32 protein-coding genes are annotated in these 21,115 nt (G+C 40.0%); 24 read left to right on the top strand and 8 right to left on the bottom strand.

Going from position 1 to position 21,115, the window contains the following annotated elements:
• From FTV12_RS09360 to FTV12_RS09370, 3 genes are read right to left on the bottom strand one after another with little or no spacing between them, the layout of a single operon-like run.
• Positions 1-765: a phage antirepressor KilAC domain-containing protein gene (locus FTV12_RS09360; RefSeq protein WP_180033903.1), complete on the bottom strand. Its 765-nt coding sequence runs from the start codon at positions 763-765 to the stop codon at positions 1-3.
• 52 nt (positions 766-817) lie between these two features.
• Positions 818-1,309, bottom strand: a complete 492-nt coding sequence (locus FTV12_RS09365; RefSeq protein WP_180011271.1) for a phage regulatory CII family protein — start codon at positions 1,307-1,309, stop codon at positions 818-820.
• Positions 1,310-1,366: 57 nt separating this feature from the next.
• Positions 1,367-1,621, bottom strand: a complete 255-nt coding sequence (locus FTV12_RS09370; RefSeq protein ID WP_180003580.1) for a YdaS family helix-turn-helix protein — start codon at positions 1,619-1,621, stop codon at positions 1,367-1,369.
• Positions 1,622-1,736: 115 nt separating this feature from the next.
• Between FTV12_RS09370 and FTV12_RS09375 the strand changes: the two genes are divergently transcribed.
• The 17 genes from FTV12_RS09375 (at position 1,737) to FTV12_RS09455 (ending at position 11,795) form a co-directional block, all read left to right on the top strand.
• Positions 1,737-2,438 (top strand): LexA family transcriptional regulator, encoded by a 702-nt coding sequence (locus tag FTV12_RS09375; RefSeq protein ID WP_180033904.1) that lies wholly within the window; start codon positions 1,737-1,739, stop codon positions 2,436-2,438.
• A 186-nt stretch (positions 2,439-2,624) separates the two neighbouring features.
• Positions 2,625-3,128 carry a hypothetical protein gene (locus FTV12_RS09380; RefSeq protein ID WP_180033905.1) on the top strand — a complete coding sequence of 168 codons (504 nt, stop codon included), beginning with the start codon at positions 2,625-2,627 and terminating at the stop codon, positions 3,126-3,128.
• On the top strand, positions 3,125-3,607 hold the full coding sequence (locus FTV12_RS09385; protein WP_180033906.1) for a helix-turn-helix domain-containing protein: 483 nt from the start codon (positions 3,125-3,127) through the stop codon (positions 3,605-3,607). Before FTV12_RS09380 ends, FTV12_RS09385 begins: the two co-directional genes overlap by 4 nt.
• Before the next feature lie 15 nt (positions 3,608-3,622).
• The gene (locus FTV12_RS09390) at positions 3,623-3,991 is read left to right on the top strand and encodes a hypothetical protein (protein ID WP_180033907.1); all 369 of its coding nucleotides are present in this window, start codon (positions 3,623-3,625) and stop codon (positions 3,989-3,991) included.
• Positions 3,992-4,085: 94 nt separating this feature from the next.
• A complete protein-coding gene (locus FTV12_RS09395; protein ID WP_180033908.1) occupies positions 4,086-4,421 on the top strand; it encodes a hypothetical protein in 336 nt (111 codons plus the stop codon).
• Between the two features lie 206 nt (positions 4,422-4,627).
• Positions 4,628-4,981 carry a hypothetical protein gene (locus FTV12_RS09400; protein ID WP_005104451.1) on the top strand — a complete coding sequence of 118 codons (354 nt, stop codon included), beginning with the start codon at positions 4,628-4,630 and terminating at the stop codon, positions 4,979-4,981.
• A 224-nt stretch (positions 4,982-5,205) separates the two neighbouring features.
• A complete protein-coding gene (locus tag FTV12_RS09405; RefSeq protein WP_034171175.1) occupies positions 5,206-6,153 on the top strand; it encodes a sensor domain-containing diguanylate cyclase in 948 nt (315 codons plus the stop codon).
• A gap of 43 nt (positions 6,154-6,196) precedes the next feature.
• Entirely contained in the window at positions 6,197-6,700 is a 504-nt protein-coding gene (locus FTV12_RS09410) for a hypothetical protein (RefSeq protein WP_180033909.1), read from the top strand.
• A 207-nt stretch (positions 6,701-6,907) separates the two neighbouring features.
• On the top strand, positions 6,908-7,141 hold the full coding sequence (locus tag FTV12_RS09415) for a hypothetical protein (protein ID WP_180033910.1): 234 nt from the start codon (positions 6,908-6,910) through the stop codon (positions 7,139-7,141).
• Between the two features lie 331 nt (positions 7,142-7,472).
• Positions 7,473-7,907 carry a hypothetical protein gene (locus FTV12_RS09420; protein WP_180033911.1) on the top strand — a complete coding sequence of 145 codons (435 nt, stop codon included), beginning with the start codon at positions 7,473-7,475 and terminating at the stop codon, positions 7,905-7,907.
• Positions 7,904-8,440 (top strand): hypothetical protein, encoded by a 537-nt coding sequence (locus tag FTV12_RS09425; protein WP_180033912.1) that lies wholly within the window; start codon positions 7,904-7,906, stop codon positions 8,438-8,440. The genes FTV12_RS09420 and FTV12_RS09425 overlap by 4 nt, the downstream gene beginning before the upstream one ends.
• Before the next feature lies 1 nt (position 8,441).
• Positions 8,442-9,563 (top strand): ATP-binding protein, encoded by a 1,122-nt coding sequence (locus FTV12_RS09430; RefSeq protein WP_180033913.1) that lies wholly within the window; start codon positions 8,442-8,444, stop codon positions 9,561-9,563.
• Positions 9,560-10,240, top strand: a complete 681-nt coding sequence (locus FTV12_RS09435; protein WP_180033914.1) for a putative quorum-sensing-regulated virulence factor — start codon at positions 9,560-9,562, stop codon at positions 10,238-10,240. The genes FTV12_RS09430 and FTV12_RS09435 overlap by 4 nt, the downstream gene beginning before the upstream one ends.
• Positions 10,237-10,521 (top strand): hypothetical protein, encoded by a 285-nt coding sequence (locus FTV12_RS09440; protein ID WP_257220881.1) that lies wholly within the window; start codon positions 10,237-10,239, stop codon positions 10,519-10,521. The genes FTV12_RS09435 and FTV12_RS09440 overlap by 4 nt, the downstream gene beginning before the upstream one ends.
• Complete coding sequence (locus FTV12_RS09445; RefSeq protein ID WP_180033915.1) at positions 10,521-11,162, top strand: hypothetical protein; 642 nt, start codon at positions 10,521-10,523, stop codon at positions 11,160-11,162. The genes FTV12_RS09440 and FTV12_RS09445 overlap by 1 nt, the downstream gene beginning before the upstream one ends.
• Complete coding sequence (locus FTV12_RS09450; RefSeq protein ID WP_180033916.1) at positions 11,155-11,517, top strand: hypothetical protein; 363 nt, start codon at positions 11,155-11,157, stop codon at positions 11,515-11,517. The genes FTV12_RS09445 and FTV12_RS09450 overlap by 8 nt, the downstream gene beginning before the upstream one ends.
• Positions 11,517-11,795: a hypothetical protein gene (locus FTV12_RS09455; RefSeq protein WP_034171181.1), complete on the top strand. Its 279-nt coding sequence runs from the start codon at positions 11,517-11,519 to the stop codon at positions 11,793-11,795. The genes FTV12_RS09450 and FTV12_RS09455 overlap by 1 nt, the downstream gene beginning before the upstream one ends.
• Here FTV12_RS09455 and FTV12_RS09460 read toward each other — a convergent pair.
• Entirely contained in the window at positions 11,792-12,811 is a 1,020-nt protein-coding gene (locus FTV12_RS09460; protein ID WP_180033917.1) for a site-specific integrase, read from the bottom strand. The genes FTV12_RS09455 and FTV12_RS09460 overlap by 4 nt on opposite strands.
• Positions 12,812-13,091: 280 nt before the next feature.
• Here FTV12_RS09460 and tusD point away from each other — a divergent pair, with 280 nt between their 5' ends.
• The 4 genes from tusD to FTV12_RS09480 are packed head-to-tail and all read left to right on the top strand — an operon-like array spanning position 13,092 to position 14,483.
• Complete coding sequence (gene tusD, locus FTV12_RS09465) at positions 13,092-13,460, top strand: sulfurtransferase complex subunit TusD (RefSeq protein WP_166135495.1); 369 nt, start codon at positions 13,092-13,094, stop codon at positions 13,458-13,460.
• A gap of 44 nt (positions 13,461-13,504) precedes the next feature.
• Positions 13,505-13,855: a hypothetical protein gene (locus tag FTV12_RS09470; RefSeq protein WP_005235449.1), complete on the top strand. Its 351-nt coding sequence runs from the start codon at positions 13,505-13,507 to the stop codon at positions 13,853-13,855.
• A 17-nt stretch (positions 13,856-13,872) separates the two neighbouring features.
• Positions 13,873-14,157: a DsrH/TusB family sulfur metabolism protein gene (locus tag FTV12_RS09475; protein WP_125279645.1), complete on the top strand. Its 285-nt coding sequence runs from the start codon at positions 13,873-13,875 to the stop codon at positions 14,155-14,157.
• 14 nt (positions 14,158-14,171) lie between these two features.
• A complete protein-coding gene (locus FTV12_RS09480; protein ID WP_034705617.1) occupies positions 14,172-14,483 on the top strand; it encodes a TusE/DsrC/DsvC family sulfur relay protein in 312 nt (103 codons plus the stop codon).
• A gap of 109 nt (positions 14,484-14,592) precedes the next feature.
• Here FTV12_RS09480 and FTV12_RS09485 read toward each other — a convergent pair whose 3' ends face one another.
• The 3 genes from FTV12_RS09485 to ybaK form a co-directional block, all read right to left on the bottom strand.
• Positions 14,593-15,075 (bottom strand): hypothetical protein, encoded by a 483-nt coding sequence (locus tag FTV12_RS09485; protein ID WP_179992477.1) that lies wholly within the window; start codon positions 15,073-15,075, stop codon positions 14,593-14,595.
• Between the two features lie 64 nt (positions 15,076-15,139).
• Positions 15,140-16,393, bottom strand: a complete 1,254-nt coding sequence (locus FTV12_RS09490; protein WP_034705621.1) for a YncE family protein — start codon at positions 16,391-16,393, stop codon at positions 15,140-15,142.
• A 222-nt stretch (positions 16,394-16,615) separates the two neighbouring features.
• Positions 16,616-17,083: a Cys-tRNA(Pro) deacylase gene (gene ybaK, locus FTV12_RS09495; RefSeq protein WP_159122961.1), complete on the bottom strand. Its 468-nt coding sequence runs from the start codon at positions 17,081-17,083 to the stop codon at positions 16,616-16,618.
• Positions 17,084-18,116: 1,033 nt separating this feature from the next.
• Here ybaK and aroQ point away from each other — a divergent pair.
• From aroQ to accC, 3 genes are read left to right on the top strand one after another with little or no spacing between them, the layout of a single operon-like run.
• Complete coding sequence (aroQ, locus tag FTV12_RS09500; RefSeq protein WP_004785950.1) at positions 18,117-18,572, top strand: type II 3-dehydroquinate dehydratase; 456 nt, start codon at positions 18,117-18,119, stop codon at positions 18,570-18,572.
• Between the two features lie 16 nt (positions 18,573-18,588).
• The gene (gene accB, locus FTV12_RS09505; RefSeq protein WP_004785952.1) at positions 18,589-19,005 is read left to right on the top strand and encodes an acetyl-CoA carboxylase biotin carboxyl carrier protein; all 417 of its coding nucleotides are present in this window, start codon (positions 18,589-18,591) and stop codon (positions 19,003-19,005) included.
• An 18-nt stretch (positions 19,006-19,023) separates the two neighbouring features.
• Positions 19,024-20,394: an acetyl-CoA carboxylase biotin carboxylase subunit gene (gene accC / locus FTV12_RS09510; protein WP_175967543.1), complete on the top strand. Its 1,371-nt coding sequence runs from the start codon at positions 19,024-19,026 to the stop codon at positions 20,392-20,394.
• Between the two features lie 62 nt (positions 20,395-20,456).
• On the opposite strand, the gene FTV12_RS09515 is transcribed toward accC, so the two are convergent.
• Positions 20,457-20,903, bottom strand: a complete 447-nt coding sequence (locus FTV12_RS09515; RefSeq protein ID WP_034171190.1) for a hypothetical protein — start codon at positions 20,901-20,903, stop codon at positions 20,457-20,459.
• Positions 20,904-21,115 lie beyond the last annotated feature (212 nt).

The following is a 21,115-nucleotide window of genomic DNA, read 5'->3' on the forward strand; positions in this document are numbered from 1 at the left end:
TCATGCCGCCACCTGCTTTGTATTACGTACTTTGTTTACCAAGCCAGTGATACGAGTCAGACCAAAGGCAGTGACACGCATATGCAGGAACACACGTTCTTTGCCATCATTGCGATTAACAATTACTGGTGACGTACGATTGGTGAAAACCTTGTTTAAGACATATTGGGCATGTGGCTGGAGCTTGCGATCTGAATCACGGTAGATCCATTTCTTATTAATCAGTAGCTGGATTAATTCAGATTCTTTAATGCCGATTGTTTTGGCACATTCACGTAAGCAATAAGTGTTAGAAGTATCAGCAATGGTTTCCAATGCCTCAGCCTTAGGTGCGAGTACTGCTACTTTTTCACTTAACTCAATATTGAGCTTGGCTTGAATTTCGATTGCTTGAAGCAGATGTGCTGGATTGGTGATGTCAAAGCTATTTTTTGCCTTAAGTGCTTCTTCCATTGCAGTCATACGATCAAAGACTTGAGCTTGTAACTCATAGCTGTATGACATTGCCATAAGGCAAGCTTCGCGTTTTGGGAAGCGATAGCATGGATAGGTTTGTCCATTTTGTTGGTTAATGTAGGTATCCCTAAATTTTGGGAGACCCTCTAAACCCAAAACCTTCGGCACTTTTGCCATAAAGTGATCATGGCGAAGTTGCGCCGGATTGGTTTCACTTTTTGCGCGATATTCATTAATGAAATCAACAATCTCAAGTGATGACATCGTTACTTCGTTTATGTTAAAATTTCCTTGTGCTAACATATTCATGTTTACTTTCCTCGACCGTTAGTGAACAATCGAAAAAGCCTGATCTAGACCATCAGGCTTTTTCCATTTGTAGAGCTGATAAATACTTTGCACACTCGCCTTTCATGGCTTTACGCAAAGATTGAATTTTGTGTTCAATTTCTTCCAGGATGCGATCTGTCTCATCCATTTCAGTAGGTGTCACCACACCATCTTCCAGAGCAGATAAAACTTGCTTATTTGCTGCACCATTCCCAACATTCATACCAAGCAGTGATTCAAGAACACCTAGTTGATGATCTTTTCCTTCCGCTTGCTCTACCGGCATTAATGCAAAACCTAATTTGTGCGCCCACACTTTTAAAGAAGCCGGGTTTTGTGTATAGGTCAGCATTGCTTCAAATGCCTTTAGGCTCGGCAAATGGTTTTCCATGTTTGGATTTGCATAATTCAAAATGGTGTTATGAGACACACCAACAACATCAGCAATCTCTTTAGGTGTAATCCCATTTGATTGGTGAATCATCTTGTGTAGCGCGGTTTTACTTTCCTTGGATATATCCATGTGAACACCTTGATTAAGTTCACGTTTATTAAAAACGCTTACTGGTTGATAATTGGTTTAAGCAGTGAGCGATAAAGCTTGATTTCGGATGTAGTCAAAATCCACATCTGGGCACAATAAATCGCAACTCACTCGACCGTTACTTTCCTTGTCAATTTTGATTGCCAGAGAAGCCCCGCACTTGCTGTTGCCATACATAATTTGATTTAAGTAACCAATTGATGTTTGGCAGCGCTTGGCGAATGCTTTTCGCTCACTGAGAGTTAATTGACTTAGATAGTTTTTTAGTTCGGTTGTTTGAGAAGAAGACATATTAATCTCCTTTACTAATTAATTTAGTAAATACTAATTTTTATCACTTAATAAGTCAATAAACATTTAGCGTTTGCGAATTTACTTTTTACTAAAAAGTCTGTGAAATACTTAAATGGACATAATTTCTTTAAGACGCGTTAATTTGCGCCAGGCTATTGATGCCAAATTAAAATCTGAGGGTTTTTCTTCGGATGCTGCTTTCTGTGAGCATTACGACCTTAATCCAAGCCATATATCTCAACTTGTGAAAGGTCATGGGAGTTTTGGTGAGCGTGCGGCTCGTAATCTTGAGAAAAAGGTTGGATGGGAACCGGGTTCATTAGATAAGGAGTCGGCAGAAACACAAGCTACAGAAGTTGCGCCAGTTTCAAATGTAAGACCCTCTAGAAGAAAACTAAGGAAGATTCCGGTATTAGATTTCGTCCAAGCTGGTATATGGCGGGAAGTTGTATACGATGGAGTTCATCCGAAAGATGAGACTTATACAACCTACGAAGGAAAGGATCCAAATGCTGTTTTCTCATTAGAGATTGATGGCTTGAGTATGGCGCCTGAATTTATGCCAGGTGATGAAATTGTTGTAGATGCAGCCTTAGATCCAAAGCCTGGTTCATTAGTCGTTGCTCAAGAAATTCAGCATGGTGTAGCAATGACTACATTTAAAAAATACCGTGTTGTTGGGGTCAATGAGCATGGGGTCGATATTATTGAGCTTGTTCCTTTAAACCCAGACTTCCCTACTTACAACTCATCTCAGATCGAAATTTCAATCATTGGTGTCGTTGTTCAGCACCATAAAGATTTTAAGTACTAATAGAAAAGCAGCTTTTACAACTTTGTTAAATCAACATGAGTAGAATGCAGGAATTAAATCGACTCCTTAGAACAGAACGAGGGAAGAAAATTTTGAATATATAATCAACCAAAATTTTTCTGATTAATTATTGTCGGAAAATATAATTAGTATTTTGCAAAATTGTTGACTTATAAGTAAACTAATATGAATATACACTTTACTAGGTTAGCTACTGGTTTTCCAGAGCCATTAGTTATACCTGAGGATACTGAAGAAAGTTACAAAGTTTTTCATGCGTCAGCATATGCAGATTTCCGAAATTGTTTTTTAAATCAGGATATCTCCAGTATAGAGCATTCTGATCCAGTTAGTGCTAAACATGCTCGTAGCGGATTAATTCAACTTAATGAAAATGCATATCATGGGCTCCCATTGGAAAATTTCTATACAGACAAAGCTTGTCATGAGTCAGGTTTTAGAATCCAAGACACTCACAAAACAATTGATGTGAATGTTTTACGGATTAGAAAAAGCGCAATTCGTATTTATTGGTGTTATATGAGTCATAGTAGAGCGGTAATGGTATTACGAATACTAACAAAGCGTGAAGACGCTAATCTGCATCAGAATCCCAAAATTCAAGAGATTGGAAATGCACTACTGCCATTTTTCAATGACCCTAAAGGATTTAAGGAGAGGATAATATGAACGATAACAAAAAAAATGTCGTTTGCAAAAAAATCTCAAACTTCAGCTCAATTGACGTGAAGAAAATTCAATGGGCATCAGCATTAAATGCACTTATGGTTCACTCTGGTAAATCGCGGACTGAAATGGCTGAAATTTGCAATATTAGTAAAGGGCGAATCACACGTATATTATCTGGAGATTCTAATCTTACTATTGAATCAATTTGTTCTTTTGCAAATTCATTGGGGTACGATGTTGATATAGCATTTTACAATTCTCCAATGACTAAACCATATCAACCTTGGAATTCAGGACAACTAGAATTTGCCACTTTCAAAAAGTTCAAGAAAATTATATCTGAAGAAAGAAGTTTAACCACTACTACTTCTAACTTTAATTCATCTATTCGTGAAATAGCTATTGGATCAGATTGCATTAATACTTGGACAAACGCCTGTATAGCTAGAAGTGATAAAATTAAAGAGTTTATTTTTTAACATAAGGTTTAAAGTATGCCATCAAATCAACAAACTCAGCAGAATTTCTTCGATGCCTCTTTAAAGCCAAAAAAACTAATCAGGTCTGACAAGATACCTACTTATGCTGATGAAATTACAGAAATTAAAATAAATTCACATATAACTCGACTGACTTTTGGTGTTATATCCCCAGACGCAGATACATTGGATAGTAACCATACAATAGTTAATGAATCTGTTACAGTGGCCTTACCAACCACAAATTTTCTTGCTGCAATTTCTCAAATGATTGTCCCACTTGTTGAGAATGAGCAACTCCTACAAGTTATTAGTGAAGATTACAGTAATATATCCGAGTATGCCAAGGCACAACTTGAGCAATTAAAATCTGTGAAAAAATAGTCAAATATTCGTCAATCAACCCACCCCCAGCGGTGGGTTTTCTTTTATGAAATTCTCTATATAACTCAAAGTCCAATAACAATAAAATAAAGCTATGAAAAGAATAATTTTGACTACCCTGCTCTTATCCTTAGCTTTCACTGGTTGTGAGAAGCAACTTAGTGAAGATATGGATCCAATCACAAACACAACAGCTCTTGAGAACTCAGATAATATTCTTAGTAAATACATAGAAAAGTTAGACTCAGAGTTCACCACACAAGATGTGCGGATTAAAATTTTATGCAGAGACTACCCGCGCGAGTATCAAAAAAATTATATGCCTAACTTGTTGAAGCTATCACCCGGTGAATACTCTGAAGCTGTGCTTTTGGCTGATATGGATTTGGTTTTGGATCACTACAAAGAGAAAGATGCTATTCAGTGCTAAAGCTTTCTTACTTCTGAAATATTAAATCTTTATATTGGACTTAAGACCTCTCATGACCAGGTCTGTAATAACTAAGTAAAGCATCACTAACCCGCTATCCGCGGGTTTTTCTTTATGTAAGGTAAGTGTAACCTTGTCTTTAAATGTTACATTATAATAATTAGTATAAAGATACCTATGATTCAGAAATAGAAAGGTAAGTATCAATGAAATATTTGTTAGGTGCAGCATTGTTAGGATTGGCGATTACTGGCTGTACTTCAAATCCAAAAAACGAAGTGGTACAAGAAAAAGTTGTGAGCAATACTCCGGCTGAAACTCAGGTAATTAACTTTACTGGTCCAATGGATCTTACAGTTGAATTGAAATCTTCGGATAATTTTGAAACCGCAGAAATGACAGATAATTCTGGCAAGGTTTATCACCTTAAACGAGCTATTTCAGGAAGTGGTATGCGTTTGGCCAATGATGACGGCGTTTCAATTCACTTCAAAGCTGGTGAAGGTATTGTAGAGTTTATGAAAGACAAACCTATCAGTATTACTGAATACAAAAAATAAGATTATTGCTCTAGGACAACCCACCCCATTGGTGGGTTGTCTTTTTATTATATGAAGTAATATTTCTATTTATTAACCGATGGAATTCTAGAAATTTTAAGTAAAGTGAATTAAATTTTTGAATAATTAGTGAGCTAATCAGTTTAAAATTATAATATATGACGCTGTAGTCTAAAAATTGTTTTTTTCCACATCTCTCTTAGTACAAATAACGGGCTAACTTAATGAATAATATTAACTTTAAGAATTTCGAAGAAGCTGGCCAAGCCATTTTAAAATTCTTATCTCAACGATTTGGATTTAAGTTATGGATGATTACCCGTACTGAAGGTGATGACTGGATTGTGTTACTAAGTGAAGATAATGGCTATAACGTTAAGCCAGGACAAGTATTTCGATGGGCAGATTCGTTCTGCTCACACATGGTACAAAATAATGCGCCCCGCATTGCCCCTTACTCGCCCGATGTTCAAGTTTACGTAGACGCACCTATAAATCACTTAGTCCCAATTAAAGCCTATATCGGCCAACCTCTGTATAAAGAAGATGGGTCCCTTTTTGGCACTCTCTGTGCAATCGATCCTGAACCTCAATCTAAAAATCTGGTCGAGGAAGCTCCATTATTTGAGCTGCTAGCACAAGTGCTTAGCTATAATATTCAAGCTGAATTAAAAGCCGCTGAGTACATACGTAAAGCTGAACGGTTTGAAATGGAGGCATTGTCCGATCCCATGACTGGCCTTTTTAACCGTCGTGCTTGGGACCAGTTAATTGTATTAGAAGAAAAGCGCTGCAAGCGATATGGTCACCCTGTTGCTATTCTCATGATTGATCTTAATGACCTCAAAATCACCAATGATACTTTGGGGCATGCTGCAGGTGATGAACTCATTCAAAAAATGGCTTTAACCCTCAAAAACACTGTACGCAATAATGATATTGTCGCTCGTCTAGGTGGTGATGAGTTTGCTGTACTCAGTATTGAAACCAACCGAGAAAATGCGGATAAACTTGCAACCAGAATTCAAACTGCTATTGCAAAAGCTGGCATTAGTGCTGCAATTGGTTTTGCAATGCGAAATCCCACATACGGTCTATCAGCAGCTATCATAGAGGCAGATGAAAAAATGTATCAGGATAAAGCCCTGAGCAAATCACCTGAGACTAATTAATAAAAAACGCGAACCCGACGCGGCTCAATAAGCAGGAAGCTATATGATATTGGATCGAGAATTACAGCTTGAGTTGTTAAGTAAGATCGCAGAGTGCTACCCATTTGTATGGACTGATTATGAGCGAAAGCCAGATAGTGCTGAGTATCATAAAATTGCTATCAATTTGAACTATCTCAAGGGTCATGGCCTTCTTACCGAGAACTCCACCAAAGTGGTGCATAGTAAATCTGGAGATGGTGGTGGCTCCATTCTTATCATGAAGCCGGAAATCACAGAAAAAGGCTTGGATTTTCTAAAAGATGATGGTGGTCTTTCAGCGATTTTAGGTGTAGTAACTGTAAGGTTTGAGGCTGATACCATTCGCACTATTTTGCAATTAAAGGTGGATCAATCTGATTTATCGCCTGCTGATAAGAAAAAATTGTCTGGTGTGCTTCAAGAGCTGCCTGCCGAGAGTATAAAACACCTGACAACGAAAATTGTGGATACGGGCTGGGATGGTCTAGGCTCTCTAATGAACTTAATTCAAAGCAGCCTTTTTTAGCGATATTCTTGAATTTCAAATAACCAATCGACTTATTGTAATCGCCTACTGGCACAAAAAATTCAGGCACATCTTCTTTTATGTGCTCCAGATAAATCTGTGTTGAGCCAGGATGAAGACGATCTTCCATTAAAACAAGAGTTTCTAATTTCATAACAATTACCTTGCCGCATACCCGAGCGGCTCTTGGATCGGGTGGAGAAAAGAATGAGTAATAGCACTACAGTAAGTGGACCAATCGAAATTAAAGACAAGTCGGTTGAAAGGGTTGCATTGGAATTAATGCAAATAATTTCAGAATCCGAAAGGGTGGCTGATAAGGAAAAATTTCGCAAACCCAATTCAAGAGAATATTATTTAAAACTCTACAACCAATGTCATAGAGTCGTAAGCTGGAGTGGTGTTGATGTTAAGGATGTTTTGCAGGAGAGCAATTCTTAAATAAACCCTCTTCGATTTCTTTTATATTCGCAATGATAATAGAGGCGTCAGTAACACCAGCACTAATTAATTCAATTACAAGTTTTAATTTTTCATTGTGATCCAACATAGTGAAACTCCAAACAACCCATCCCTGTGATGGGTTTTCTTTTTGTCTATTAAAACATAAAAATTAGCAAAGACTTAATTTTCACTAAATTTATTTAGTATTTACTATTGACAGTTTATTTAGTAAATACTAAATTACATTCACAGACAACAAAAAGCCCCAGCGTAGCCTACGACAACTACCTGGAGCGTGACCCACAACCTAACTGTGAGTGAAATTATTATGAATGCAAAATTGACTCCACACAATAGCTTCAAGGTGACTCTTGTTGCTACTGCCTTAACTATAAGCGCATTGGCGTTTGGTTGGCATGCTGACTTTGGTACTGACCAAGCAGCTCCAGCTCAAAACATTCAATCTGAATACGGCATCGTATCTTTAAAAATGCTTGATGACGTACGCGGTGAAGCAACCCTGAATCTTGATGGCTTTCGTTTGGAAATCACTTCGTTTGAAGTTGCTGCACATCCAGACGATTACGGTGTACCAGGTTCCGAGTTCACCAATGTGGAAGTTGTAGAACTTGGTGAGATCAAAGTATTCGATGCAAATGGCAATCCATACAACGACTTCACTGATTATCAGGATCACCGCGAAATCAACGCAATGATCGCTGGCTATATCATGAAACACCGTCTGGTGGAGGTGCAGTCATGATTCTTAAATCTGCCGATCAAATCTTTGAAGCACTTTTGAATGGCCAGCTGGTTTACTGGTGTGAATATGGCTCTGATGATTGGTCCCCGCTTAATGACCAAGCACAAGTTAATTTTGCTGATCTTTACACTGGTTTCCTGCAATTTAAAGCAGATGAACTACCTGTCATTCCAATGCCAGTAGAGTTTGGCTTAACTCATCGTTACTTCTCTGAATACATCAAGACGTTTGAAGGACTTGAGATTTACAGGGTTGGTAAAAACCGGGTGAGCTACTTCGCTTTACGTGTCAAAAGCTCAGGGACTATTACTGACTATTTCTGCGATACGTTGATCTACTCCATCCAGCCTGACGGTTCGCTGAAGAAAATGGATAAGTCCACAGCTCCACAGTGGATTCTAGATGGTTTGGAAAATGCGCGAGTCGCCATGCGCAAAAATAAACGACATCAAGTTTTAGAAAGTACCGGCTTCTTTGGGTCTGAGGACTATAAGAACTTTAAACGCAAAAACCGTCAGCTAGGAGTACGTTGAGATGGCGATTAATATTATTCCAGCGGATCAACCGCTATTGGTACAAGCCATCATCGTTTATCTGTACGCAGATCCGGGCTTGGGTAAAACATCAATTGGCTTCACTGGTGAAAAAGCAATTTCATTCGATTTCGATAAAGGCTCTCACCGTACCGGTGAACTGCGTCGCGGTGCTGTGGTTCAGGTCAATCAATGGGCTGATGTGGCTAACCTGACCATGCAGGATCTAGAACCATTTAAAACGATTGTGATTGATACCGTTGGCGCAATGCTTGAAAGCATTAAGACTCACCTATTGCTAAACAGTACAAACAAGCAAAAAGATGGCTCTTTAAAACTTAAGGCCCAAGGCTTGGCCAATAACATCTTCAAGCAATACGTGAATACGCTAATTGCTTCAGGTAAAGACGTCGTTTTCATTGCCCATGCTTCTGAAGATCAGAACGGTGACCAGGTAATTTACCGACCAGATCTTGGTGGTAAGAACCGTAATGAGCTGTACCGCATTGCAGATGTAATGGGTTACCTGACCACTGTGCAAACAGGTGAAGGCAAGCATGAACGTGTGATCAGCTTTAGGCCTTGCCCTACTCATCATGCCAAAAATGCGGGCGGTTTAGGCGGTGAAACTGGTGAAGTATGGGTTCCAGACTTAAAAGCGAATCCGTCTTTTTTGGCTGACCTAATTAAGCAGGCTAAAGATCACATCAATACGATGACACCTGAGCAGCTTGCATCAATGAAGGCTCAGGAAGATTTGGATAACTGGATCCAGAGCTGTGCTGAGGCTCAGTATGCCAGCGATCTAAACCAGCTTACTGAGTCTATCGATAAGAATCATACGTATTACAAAAATATGCGTGTTGCTCTTAAGACCAGAGCTGACGAAATGAAGTGCACCTTTGATATGCAGCGTAATGCATGGGTAGATCCTGTCGAGTTCTTTGGCATTAATGATCAGCAACTGGCTGACCTCCAAGCCTTCATTGATGAGCGCGGCCTTGATGCCAAAACCGTATGTGAGCATCTCGGTATTGATGCACTTAACCAAATCGAAGCCAGCAAACTGGCGACTGTACAACAAGAAATTGAAAAATTGGCAAAGGAAACTATTAACGCATGAAAGCAATAATTTTGGACACGGAAACTCATACGATTAATGGTTTCCCTATTGAAATCGCATACGCACCTTGCTCTTTTGAGCAAGGTAACTTGGGGTTTGATCAAAGCCAGATATTTGATGAGTTTTACTCATGTCCTGAGCCGATCGCATACGGTGCAATGGCAACTCACCACATTCTGGAATCTGACATCGAAGGCAAGCCAAGCTTTGATACTTTCCGCTTGCCTAAAGATGTGGATTGCTTGATTGGCCATAACATCAATTACGACATTGAAGCGATCCGTAAATGTGGTACGGATGTTCCTGAAAAGTCTATCTGTACTTTAGCTCTAGCTCGCTTCACATGGCCTGAACTGGAAACTCATACGCTGAGCGCTTTGTTCTACTACGTAAGTTCAGACAAGGAAAAAGCACGCAATTACCTGCGTAATGCTCACAGTGCGAAGTATGACATCTGGTTCACATACATCATCCTGAAAAACATCTGTTTAAAACTGGGTATCAAAGACATGAATTCATTGCATGTCCTATCTGAACAGGTACGCACTCCAAATGTAATGCCTTATGGCAAACATAAAGGTACTCCATTAAAAGAGGTTCCAAAGGACTATGTGAAATGGATGCTGACCACTGATATTGATCCTTATCTGCGTAAAGCATTGGAGGCAGCGGCATGATTTTCAAAATCAAAAAGAAACATGAAGTCGGTTTCAAGCTTTGGCTAGAAAAGCTGGGTTATACGAAGAAAGAACTGACAGATGGTAGCTCTACATTTTCCGGAAAAGGTACACGTAAAACCCTGAGCTATGTGTTTTTGAAGAATGATTTAACAGGTAATGCAGCATGCCAAGTGTTATTCGATGAATATGAAATGCACCTGCGCTGCCCGAACGTTTCGAATGAAACCAGTGAGAACTTAGCAAAGATTGTAGCTAATCAGATTATGAAGGTGGCGTGATGGATATTGAAAAATTAAAAGCTGAATTTGAGCAGTCTGAATGCTTTAAACGCCTTGAGCATGTTGCGCAATACACCTTCTTTGAATTTGGAGCATACATCAAGCGTACTAATGTTCCTGCTGACATTGAAAAGAAGTGTGGCAAATTAATCACAGCCCTTCTTTTTAGTTGGTCTGCCTGGAAAGAAGCTAAAGCCCAAGCGGTGCCAGACCTAAGCGAACTGCAAGAAAGGATTGCAGGACACCAGTATTACCATGATGAACATGGCCACATGATTGTAGATATGGATGATGTGGTTAAGGAGATCAGCGGATTTGATAGTTGGAAAGCCCAATCGGTGCCGGAAGGGTTTGTTTTGGTGCCGAAAGAAAATATTTCTTGTTTTTGGCAAGACGATGATGAGCCTGAGAACTTCTGCAATTCAAGCAATGATTGGGATTGCTTAGGTGATGGGATCGAAAAAGATCAAATCATGATTGTGAATAAACACACTCAAGCACATATCTCTACCGAGAAGTTCTTCGGTGTGTGGAAATTGATTGAAACCTCATACGGCACTCGATGGAAATTTGAGTTATTCAAATCGGAGTTTGAGGCTAAGCAAGCCATGATCGAAGCACAGGAGTCAGCCAATGACTGAAATTCAACTAACCAAACTTCAATTGGCGAACTATGTTTGTGATGAGCTGCATAAAGAAATGCCATTTGATCTGATTTTTAATCAGGATGAATTCGTGCCTTTTATGGAAATCATTGACGCTTCAAATCTCAATATTGGATTTCCAGTTAAGAACATCGGTGACAAGATTCATGTCGGTGTAACTAAAGGAAATTCAAACGGTATATATCAGGCATTGAGCAGCTACATCGCTCAGCATCAGAAGCCGGAAAACTGCATCGATCAATTTATTGCTAGTGGTGAATTTGATAAGGCTTTTAAGGATGTGTTTGGTTTACCGGAATCAGTACAACAAAGTTTAAAAGAGGTAACTTAATGGCTCGATACACCATCACCGTTGAAGCCGAAAGACCGCCTCAAATTATGCTGGGTCAGACTATCGGTGGTGCAACGGTGAAGGAGCTTAAAGAGGTTGAAGTTGAACTGGTTTCAGCTTCCTATCTGGCTCAAAAATACAATCTGTCAGTGACTACGATTAGAGAAAAATTAGTTTCGATCAATCAAGGCACACAAGGCAAGGCGCTATACAATCCAAAGTTGGCCCATGACCTGCTGACAACCAAAGTTAAAGTAGGCAGACCGAGAGCTAATTAGCTCTCACTGTCGTTAAACATTTCTACCAAATCCTGAGCATCTGGATTGTAATAAGTATTCACCAGCATTGAGATAGTTTTGTGGCCTGTAATTTTGGCTAGCACTTCAACCGGTAATTTTCTCACCTTCACCATTCTAGTGATGGCTTCATGTCGTGAATCATGGAAGTTGATATGTGTAAGCCCTGCTCTTTTCTTTGCTCTCATCCATGTAGCACAACATATCTGTTTATCAATGGGCAGAAGTTTATCTGTTCCTTTAGGTAATAAAGAAAGCAGTCTTTTGGCTTCACCAGATAAAGGCACGTTTCTGGATTCACCATTTTTTGTCATCGGTAAATGCACAAAGCCTTCTTTAATATCCTTCCTACGCATTGCCAGTATTTCACCCTGACGCATAGCAGTTTCCAGAGCAAATCGAAATGCCCATGCTACATAGTGACGTGACGTTTCTGGTGTTGTAGATCCATCCCAGCTTAACGCCTTTAGCAACAATTCTTGATCTTCTTCTGTAATACGCTGGCTTCTGGATTTTTCCTTGCTCGGCATGGTGACCGCATGCCAGACGTTAGAATCAATCAAAAACAGTTCTTTCATGGCATAGGTAAACACGGCTGAATAAATGGCGTGTTCATTCCTGAGTGTTGCTATCTTCACTTCTTTTTTACGGTTATTTCGCCATTCTGCAATGTCAGCAGGCTTGAAATCATAAATAGACTTGTCAGCTAAATTTGGTGCAATCCGGTCAAGGTTTTTAATTTTAAAATTGATCGTTCTTGCAGATCGCATGTGCCGGCCATGCTCTTGATAGTATCTGGCACAAAGTTCCCTAAATGGATAATCCGGCTTTTCGCCTTGTTCTATTGCCTTTTTACCAGATCGAAGTTCAAGCAATTTATTATAGGCCCACTGTTCACATTCCTTTGCTGTGTCTCGGGTGGCTGAATATCTTTGCTTGTCGAAAGTGACAATGATGCGCCAGCTAGATCCTCGCTGGATGGGTTTGGGTATTTTCATTTTATTGGTGCAGATTTGGTGCAGATTACTTTGCATTTTATCGGTAAAGTAAAAAAATGAAAGGATATAGAAGGGATTTTGTGCAGTTTTGGGTATGGTTTAGTGACGGGATAGGATTAATAGACTGTTTTAAATTATTGTTTTTATTAAAATTAAATCTTTTTATATTTTATTTTTTGTCTTTTTATCAGAAAAGATCATCTAAAATCATTGTATACTACCTACTTTCTTTGTAGCCAAGATCATCATCCCGCGTTGATCAAGCCTGTAGTGAATTTCGATGAGCACCTTAATTCTTGTTACCTCCGCACCGACTTCTATTTATGCCTGGCATGCGCTTGGACTCGCCCAAGCTTTACAACATAAACAGGAAGCTTTCCGTGTATTTTTCTATCAAGATGGCGTGTCGGTCGCAAATGCATTGCAATGGGTGCCCGACGACCAGCGTCATCTCACACGTTCCTGGCAGGATCTGAAGATCCGCTTACCTGTTTGTGTCAGTGCAGCCTTAGCGCGTGGGATTACAGATCAGGAAAATGCTCAACGTCACAATATTCAGCAACATAATCTTGCTGATGGTTTTGAATTGGTCGGTCTAGGCGAGCTTGCTGATGCTGTTCAGTCCTCACAACGTCTAATTCAATTCTAGATGCTTCATTTTTCAGGATGTGTTGCTTTTAAAAGGAATCTTGTGTGAAATCTGTACTTGTTATATTAACCCAAGCCAACCTAAACAGCTTACAGGTGCATGAAAGCCTGTCTGCCACGATGGTACTGGCGACCTTCGGCGCTGAAGTTAAAGTATTACTCCAAGGCGCGGCCTTGAGTCTTTTACGTTCTGAGCTCCAGTTTGACCAGCTTAAACATGCCTTTAAACTGGCTTCAAATCTGGTGGATAGTTTCGAATTTTATGACCTGACCCCAATTCTGGTTGAGCAGAAAAATCAGGACTCTCCTTTTGTAAAGCAAAGCGAGCAGGAGATTGAGTTGATTGAACTCAATTCAGAATTCGTTCAAAAATTTGATCACGTATTGTATTGGTAAGGACAAAGGATAAATAAATGTCAGATCAAACCCTTTACCTGATCCAGCCAGATTATGCAGCGACGGCGTCAGTCCTTGATCAATTAGCACAGCTCCATGCTTCAGATGATCAGGTGGTCCTGATGGGAGAATCTGTGCTGTATCTGGACCATGCTTTCGTACAGCAACTGCCGCAAGTTTATATCCTAAGAAATGATGCAGAAATTCTGATCTCACCTTTATCGGAAAATGTTGCTTTACTCGACTACTCCGAATTTGCAGATCTATGTCTGAAATTTAGTCGTTGCATCTCAATGAAATAATCCATGAGTCAAATATGAATCTAGAACTGGACCAAGATGGTCATTTAGTCGATTACACCATCTGGAATGAAGACGTTGCCCAAGTACTGGCAGATACACTGGAACTTCAACTTACTCCTTGGCATTTTGAAGTGCTACAGGCAGTCCGTCAATTTTATCAGCAGTTTGGGCATTCTCCTGCAACCCGTCCGTTGATTAAGTTTTTGATGAAGACAGTCAACCCGGAAATTAACAATGCCTTATTACAGGAAAAGTTTAATACAGGTCTGGTGGCACGCCATTTAAGCCGACTGGCTGGTATCCCGAAACCGGCGAACTGCTTATAAGTTTTAATCTAAAAAATGAATGAAGAAGAAGTCCGTTTCTACGGGCTTTTTCTTATTAAGCTTATCTATGATCTGTATTCACAACTAAATAAAGCTTTAAACCGGAAGATTAAAAACTTTTCTGATCCAATGCATTTAAGGCTTGATCAAGCTGTGGAGAGATTTCAGGCAGAACTTTCTGCAAAAATTCTATTTGAGCTCTCGCCTCTTCCGGAGCAACGACCCGAGCATTCACCAGATTCTGCTGTTGTAACAGCAAATGATCTAGCTGGCGATAGTCTGGCTTTTCACCTTGACTTAAGCCATTCATCATTTGGGTAAAATCCAGATAAAGCTGGTCTCTCTGTTGTAATAAGACCTGCTGTTCAGAATCCACTTCCGAGTGTCTAGCCGTTCTTGCCGGTACAGCTGTTTTAGGATTTAAATTCGAAGTAATCAGTGACTTTGCTGGAAAAGTCATCTGATCATCAGGTTTCAGTATATTGAACTCTGCCTTATAGATATCCTTATGAACCTGATAAGCAATCCCAACCAGAATACCGGTCAATAACATTCCCGCCAGCAGATATAAAGTAAGTGTTTTGTTCCTCATATATGCCACCTACAATGCTTAGAGCAACGTTCATAACACATTGCTCTTTTTAAGCCATTATTTGCTACGGTGTAGACCAGTCTGCTGGGGCATAACCGATCCGGACACGCTGTGGATGATTGCCTACAGGTACACTGGTCACTTTATTGCCTGTCGCGAAATCAATTACGGTCACCACATCCGTTTCACTTTCTGAAATGATACAGCTACGGCCATCCGGACTTCGGGTAGCCCAGTATGGCTTACCTGCAGGAATCAATTTTCCGGCAGTCAGACTCTGACGGTCGACAATGGTGGCGTAATTATCCATCGTGCCCGCAACACAGAGCTTCTCACCATCAGCACTGATCGATAAACCATGATGGCGGGAATCATTCACCCATTTGGTACGATCTTTGGGAATGCTATCGCTACCTGGCAACTGCCCAATACGGGTCACTTTATTCTGGTTTAAGTCATACTCAATCAAACCATTAAAAAATGATACCTGAGCATAGAGTTTACTTTCATCCTTGCTAAAGACCATCGGCCGCACTGAATTAGATAAATCTTTTCGACCAAACGCATCCAATGCCGGTCTAAAGTCAATTTTCTTAAGCACCTGATGGGTATTGGCATCTGCAATGGTGATATAGCGTTTACCCTTGGTGAAATCCTGCCACTGCGCATCAAGAGAGGTTTCTACATTACCAATGGCCGAGTTCAGAATTTTTCTGCCATTATCAAAGTAGATATTTTCATGCGGTTTATCACCCGTCGCAAATCGACCAAGTTCCTTACCAGTATGAATATCCAGTACATGCACCACATTTCCGGAAGATGCGGAAACCGCGACACGCTGGCCATCTGGTGAAACTGCCATATGATCCGCGCGGAAGCCTTCAACTGGAGTACGCCAGTTAATTTTGCCTGTCTTGATGTTGATAGAGACCACATCGGCAAAACTTGGACGGGATGCGACCACTGACTGTCCATCTGGCGTGGAGTACATATCGTCGACCAGCTGATCATTACCTTCACCCGCAGTAGCTTGAATATAGGTATAGGCAATCAGTTTAATGGGATTGAGGTGAATCTCTTTCAGGCGCTCCTTACGATCAGGAATCATGTTGATCACACCAACCTTGCCAAAGTCACCTGAAGATCGAATCACTGTAACTGTTCCATCCCAGTTATTACCTACAAAGAAAACTTGCTGGGAATTGGGTGGCTGAGGCAAGGTAGATGAGTCTGCCTGTGCAGTTGAAAAGACTGAGAGCATGGCCATCGCGGACAAGCTCATACAGAACCGTGATAATCGTTTTTTCTGGATTTCCATGCGGTATTCTCCATATTTTCTATTTTATTGTTTTTATCTTTGTTCAATCCACAGTCAGGCCGTGGATCTCAATCATCCACTATACAATGAAGAAAAAACCATGCTGAATTTTCCGACAGAATTTTCCGACAGAATAGAAAGATAAGAATCCAGAAAAGTTGAAGCGTCCATTGATATGAACGCTTCTAAGTAAGATAGTTTTATTGAAAAATGCTTTGAACTTTAGACATCCAATACATCAACGAATTGAGCATCTAGAACCTTAGCTAGGTCCGCAGGTTTTAAACCAATATCCAGACCGCGTTTACCCCCACTGACATAGATTTTATTCAGCTGTTCTGCAGATGCATCAATGACAGTTTTCAGGCGTTTTTTCTGCCCAACCGGACTAATCCCACCGACAAGATAACCGGTTAGACGTTCTGCCTGTTTGGGATCAGCCATTTGTAGCTTTTTACAACCAAAGGCTGATGCTACTTTTTTCAGGTTTAACTGATGGTTGACTGGAAGAACTGCTACAAAATACTGCTTCTCATCTGTGACCAATAAGGTTTTAAATACTTCTTCTACTGCCAACCCTAACTTTTCTGCTGCTTCCAAACCAAAGCTTTTGGCATTGGCATCATGTTCATATTCGTGAATGCTATATTCAATTTTTTGAGATTTTAATAATTTGCATGCAGGTGTCATAACAGCTTCGATAGTATTTTGACGGGATCTTCATTATAGCTTATCAAGTCTGCTTGGGTTTTATTCTGTGATTCTGAATAGCTTATATAATCAATATGTGTTCAAAATACAATCAGATACCATTAGCTTTTAATCCAGAATATCTATTCATATTGCACTTTAACTGAACTTAACTATCCCATTTATCATTGTAATTCCGCATACCATCTTGTTCTTAAGCTTAAAAATTCATCATTTAAAAACATAGGCAACATTCAGATGAATAACAACGCCTATACATGAAGTGCCATTTTGCCAATGTTATTGAGTGAACATAAAGAATGACAAATAAAGGTAAGCTTTAGAAAATTGAGCACATTCGTCAATATTAGATGAGGCCAGTAAAAGATTAATGAAGAATCATAAGTTTTTAATTTTACTTTTACGGCCAGTATCATTTAGCCAATGTTCAGTAGCAATGAGCCTATCTCTTTTTGCAGAAAAATAATGTGTGACTTGCTTTACTAGCGACATAAAACCCATTTAATACTAAACTTCACTTCATACCATTTATCAAATAACTTTTTGATTTTTATTCCAAGTTTGATATTTTAGTTTACAGAATAATGAATAGAATAAACATTTGATTCATTCAAAAATCTAATGAAAATCCGGTCTTTTACCGATCACCACAATTTTTGATATGAGCAGAGACTTTGAGTAATAATTTTTATTTTTGACCAGCCATTGCCGAATAAACACTCAATTTAAAAGAATTATGAATAAACATTGAGGTCTAACTTACACAGCATAAATGTAACAATTCAGCCAATTCATCTAAAATATAAAAATGATGTAAAAGACGAAGATTTGGTAGTTTTGAACATTGCTAAATGCTTGCAAAGTTTTCATTATATGGCCACTGCGTGGTACATGCTTTTCTATGTCAATTCAAAGAAATTATAAAAATAATGTAGGAATTCATGCCATAATAGGCGAAGTTTGTAGACATCTTGCAAACCTATCCTGAAACTTTTTAACTGGAGCACCATAGATGACTTCGACCATTTTGGTTATTCATGGACCGAATTTAAATTTGCTAGGAAAGCGCGAACCCGAAGTTTATGGTTATTTAACTCTAGAAGATATTAATCAGCAGCTCACTGCTCAGGCTGAAAAAGCTACTTTACAACTTGACACTTTCCAGAGCAACTGGGAAGGCGCAATTGTTGACCGAATTCATCAAGCCCAACAAGACGGCGTGCAATATATCATTATTAATCCTGCTGCCCTGACACATACCTCAGTTGCAGTTCGTGATGCACTTCTTGGCGTGGCAATCCCGTTTATTGAAGTCCACCTGTCTAACGTCCATGCACGTGAGGCATTCCGACATCATTCATATCTATCCGATAAAGCTATTGGCGTGATCTGTGGTCTAGGTGCAAAAGGCTATGCTGCCGCACTCGACTATGTCATTGAAAAAATACAATCTTCTAAACAATCTTAATTAGGAATACTGTCTCATGGATATCCGTAAAATCAAGAAGCTCATCGATTTGATGATTGAATCTGACTTACAGGCGATTGAAGTTAAGGAAGGTGATCAGTCGATTGCTCTGACTCGTCGTAATCCAGTAGTTGCAGCAGCTGTTCCTGCAATGCCTGCACCTGCAGCTGACGTCCCTGCAGCTAAATCTCCTCGTGGTGCAGTTGAAAAATCTCCAATGGTTGGCGTGTTCTATGCGGCTCCAAGCCCAGGCGAAGCACCTTTTGTAAAAATTGGCCAAACTGTTTCTGCTGGCGAAACACTGGGTATCATTGAAGCAATGAAAATCATGAACCCGATTGAAGCAACTCAAAGCGGCGTGATTGAAGAAATTCTGGTGAAAAATGGTGAAGTGATTCAGTTTGGTCAGCCACTTTTCCGTTACCGCGCCTAATCACTTCGGGGATTCATAATGTTGCAAAAAGTTTTAATTGCAAACCGAGGTGAGATCGCCTTGCGCATCGCCCGAGCTTGCAAAACTTTAGGAATTAAAACAGTCGGTGTCTATTCAGACGCTGACAAAGACCTGATGCACTTACGCTTCTGTGACGAAGCCGTGTGTATTGGTCCTGGCGCAAGTAGCGACAGTTACCTGAATATTCCAGCCCTGATTACAGCTGCTGAAATCACCAGCGCAGATGCCATCCACCCTGGTTATGGCTTCCTGTCTGAAAATGCTGAATTTGCTGAAATCGTAGAAAGCTCTGGTTTTATCTTCATTGGTCCACGTCCAGAACATATTCGCCTGATGGGGAACAAGGTTTCTGCGATTATTGCCATGAAAAAAGCGGGTGTACCAACTGTACCTGGCTGTGATCATGCGGTGACGATTCACAATGCGCTTGCTGAAGCCAAAGAAATTGGTTTCCCGCTCATCGTGAAAGCGGCTTCCGGTGGTGGTGGTCGTGGTATGCGTATCGTAGAACGTGTGGATACCCTGCTTGAATCAGTACAAGCTGCGCAGCGTGATGCTGAAATGTGGTTTGGCGATGACACGGTTTATATGGAACGTTTCCTGCAAAAACCGCGTCACGTCGAAGTACAGGTTCTAGGCGATGGTAATGGTCATGCGATCCATTTATATGACCGTGACTGTTCTTTACAGCGTCGTCACCAGAAAGTACTTGAAGAAGCGCCAGCGCCTAACCTGCCAGAACAGGCTCGTGCTGACATTCTTGAGGCCTGTGTCAATGCTTGTAAATTGATGCAATATCGTGGTGCCGGTACATTCGAGTTCCTGTTTGAAGAAGGCGAATTCTTCTTTATCGAAATGAACACCCGTGTTCAGGTAGAACACCCTGTGACTGAAATGGTCACCGGTATCGACATCATTGAACAGCAGTTACGTATTGCGGCTGGTTTAGGTCTGGATATCCAGCAAGAAGATGTACGTGTTCAAGGTCATGCGATCGAATGCCGTATCAACGCTGAAGATCCATCGAACTTTATGCCATCTCCTGGCAAAATCGAGACTTTTTATGCGCCAGGTGGTGCAGGTATCCGTTTAGACTCTCATATCTATCCAGGTTACAGCATCCCGCCATATTATGATTCTATGATTGCCAAGCTAATTGCCCATGGTAAAGACCGTAAAACTGCAATAGCACGCATGAAGCAGGCCTTGGATGAAATGATTCTGACAGGTGTGAAAACCAATATTCCATTACACAAAGATCTGATTCTTCAGGATGAAAATTTCTGTGAACAGGCAATGGATATTCACTATCTGGAAAAACATTTGTTGAAGCAGCTTGAAGGTGCTGAAGACAAAGAAAAAGCTTGATCCAGTAATTGATCTAATAAAAAAACCGCTGAATTCAGCGGTTTTTTATATCTAGCCTTCAATCAAGGCAAAATGCGTCGAAGCACAGCAAAACATTGTTCTGCTTTTTCATTGGCACAGAAATTAATGGTATTTGAGTTCTGCCACTTCACAAAATACTGCGAAATCTCGCCTGACTGATCCACCTGATTACCGGAACAGTCTTTTTCATTATTGTCGTATTTAACCTGCATAATCAGCGCTGGAATCTGTGCAGCAGGATCTTGTGAAGGCTGATAGTCATACAGCCCTGTGGTCCATTCTGAACCGCTTTTAATCACTACGTTGTTATTGCCTTTAAAATTATAGTATTCAACACATTTCTTATTATCTGGAATTTCCATTCCCCATAGCCCGACAATTTCAGGACGGGTATTAATGGTAAAGGTATTCGGAACTTCGATAGGTTTCGCAATACTATTTGCAGTTTGATTATTGTTTTCTGTTGCCATTAGCCAAGATGAGCTCATGAGCAAGACAAGGCTAAGACAGGTTTTTTTCATATTCACAGGCTTCGTTTCAATCCTAATAATTAATTTTAACTTATCATATTTTTCGGGATCATATTCTGCTCTGCATCAGTTTAAATACCGAAATAAAACAAATTTTTATCATTATAGTTTAAAAACATGGATTTCCTTTTTTAATTTTTTTTGTATATATTTCGTATACAAACGTATAT

The sequence above is a fragment of the Acinetobacter sp. YH12233 genome (assembly GCF_013417725.1).
Classification (GTDB): Bacteria; Pseudomonadota; Gammaproteobacteria; order Pseudomonadales; family Moraxellaceae; genus Acinetobacter.